Raw genomic sequence first — 1,823 nt, 5'->3', positions numbered from 1 at the left:
GGTGCTGTGCACCGTACGGGACCTGCCCCGCTCCCTCGCCGAGCGGCACCGCGTCCTCCGCCCCGGCGCCGAGCTGCGCTGCTTCGAGCACGGCCGCGCCCCCCCGCCCTGAACTCGCTGAACTTCACCGCACAGGCGGCCCTCGACGACGGACTGCCCGAACGCCTCGGACTCGGCAAGCAGTTCACGGCCATCGAGAGCACCCGCAAGGTGAGCAAGGCCGACATGCGCAACAACGACGCCATGCCGAGGGTCGAGGTCGACGCCGACACCTTCACGGTCACCATCGACGGGGAGGCCGTGGAGCCGGCGCCCGCGACGGAACTGCCCATGGCCCAGCGGTACTTCCTCTTCTGATGGGGCGCAGCCTGATGAGAGGCCTCCTGCCATGAGTATCGCCGCGCTGCTCGTCCTCGCCGACGGCCGCTTCCCCGCCGGGGGGCACGCCCACTCCGGCGGGGCCGAGGCCGCCTGCAAGGCGGGCCGGATCCACGACGCGGCCACCCTGGAGGAGTTCTGCCGGGGCCGGTTGCACACCGCCGGACTCACCGCCGCCGCGCTCGCCGCGGCCGCCGCCCTCGGGCTCGACCCGGCGGAGCTCGACGCCGCCGCCGATGCCCGCACCCCCTCGCCCGCGCTGCGCACCGCGGCCCGCAGGCTCGGACGGCAGCTGCTGCGCGCCGCCCGGGCCACCTGGCCGGCGCCCGAACTGGAGGAACTCGCCGCCGCCTTCCCGCGCGGCGCCCACCAGCCCGTGGTGCTCGGCGTCACCGCCCGGGCGGCCGGGCTCGGGCCGCTCGAGGCCGCGCACGTGGCGGCGTACGAGAGCGTCGGCGGGCCAGCGACCGCGACCGTACGGCTGCTCGGCCTGGACCCCTTCGAGGCGAGCGGGGTCCTGGCCCGGCTCGCCCCGGACCTCGACGCGGTCTCCGCACATGCGGCCGGGGCCGCGCTGCGGGCCCGCTCGGACGGCACCGGGGCGCTTCCAGCGGCCTCCTCGCCGCTGCTGGACATCGCGGCGGAGATCCATGCCGACTGGCCGGTACGGCTGTTCGCTTCCTGACCTCTGAAGGAGACACCCCCCATGCACCTCGACCACGCCGTGACCTACCCCCGCCGGCACACCCACAGCGCCGGCCCGCTCCGCGCCGACGGCACCCGGCGCGCCCTGCGCATCGGACTCGGCGGACCCGTCGGCTCCGGCAAGACCGCCACCGTCGCCGCCCTGTGCCGCGCGCTGCGCACCGAACTGTCCATGGCCGTCGTCACCAACGACATCTACACCCGCGAGGACGCCGAGTTCCTGCTCCGCGAAGCCGTCCTGCCGCCCGAGCGGATCACCGCCGTCGAGACCGGAGCCTGCCCGCACACGGCCATCCGCGACGACATCTCCGCCAACCTGGAGGCCGTCGAGGAACTGGAGGACGCCTTCCGGGAGAGCGGACCGCTCGACCTGATCCTCGTCGAGTCCGGCGGGGACAACCTCACCGCCACCTTCTCCCGGGGACTCGTGGACGCCCAGATCTTCGTCATCGACGTGGCCGGCGGGGACGACATCCCCCGCAAGGGCGGCCCCGGCGTCACCACCGCCGACCTGCTCGTCGTCAACAAGACGGACCTCGCCCCGTACGTCGGCTCCGACCTCGGCCGGATGGCGCGCGACGCCGCCGAGCAGCGCGGCGAACTGCCCGTCGCCTTCCAGTCGCTGCGCGGACCCGAAGGGGTGGCCCCGGTGGCCGCCTGGGTGCGGGAGCGGATCGCCGCCTGGACCGTACGGTGACCAGCGCGCCTCCCCTCTCCCCGCCCCGGGTCCCTCCGGACTC

At 75.2% G+C, this 1,823-nt stretch carries 2 protein-coding genes and 1 pseudogene; all 3 read left to right on the top strand.

Annotated elements, in window-relative coordinates; all coding sequences use genetic code 11:
* Positions 1 to 357 (top strand): annotated as a pseudogene (locus tag PV721_RS43165) (hypothetical protein); the annotation flags it as partial.
* Between the two features lie 31 nt (positions 358 to 388).
* Complete coding sequence (locus tag PV721_RS43160; protein WP_319734312.1) at positions 389 to 1,063, top strand: urease accessory protein UreF; 675 nt, start codon at positions 389 to 391, stop codon at positions 1,061 to 1,063.
* A 21-nt stretch (positions 1,064 to 1,084) separates the two neighbouring features.
* Positions 1,085 to 1,780, top strand: a complete 696-nt coding sequence (gene ureG / locus PV721_RS43155) for an urease accessory protein UreG (protein WP_319734310.1) — start codon at positions 1,085 to 1,087, stop codon at positions 1,778 to 1,780.
* Positions 1,781 to 1,823: the final 43 nt, after the last annotated feature.

This window comes from Streptomyces sp. MB09-01 (genome assembly GCF_033794505.1).
GTDB lineage: Bacteria > Actinomycetota > Actinomycetes > Streptomycetales > Streptomycetaceae > Streptomyces.
The sequence above is the reverse complement of the archived record's forward strand: the minus strand, read 5'-3'. Positions and strand labels throughout refer to the sequence as shown.

What these genes read in the sequence shown, in the direction of transcription:
- PV721_RS43160 (WP_319734312.1), top strand. Translation starts at nt 389, where the DNA reads ATGAGTATCGCCGCGCTGCTCGTCCTCGCCGACGGCCGCTTCCCCGCC.
- ureG (WP_319734310.1), top strand. Translation starts at nt 1,085, where the DNA reads ATGCACCTCGACCACGCCGTGACCTACCCCCGCCGGCACACCCACAGC.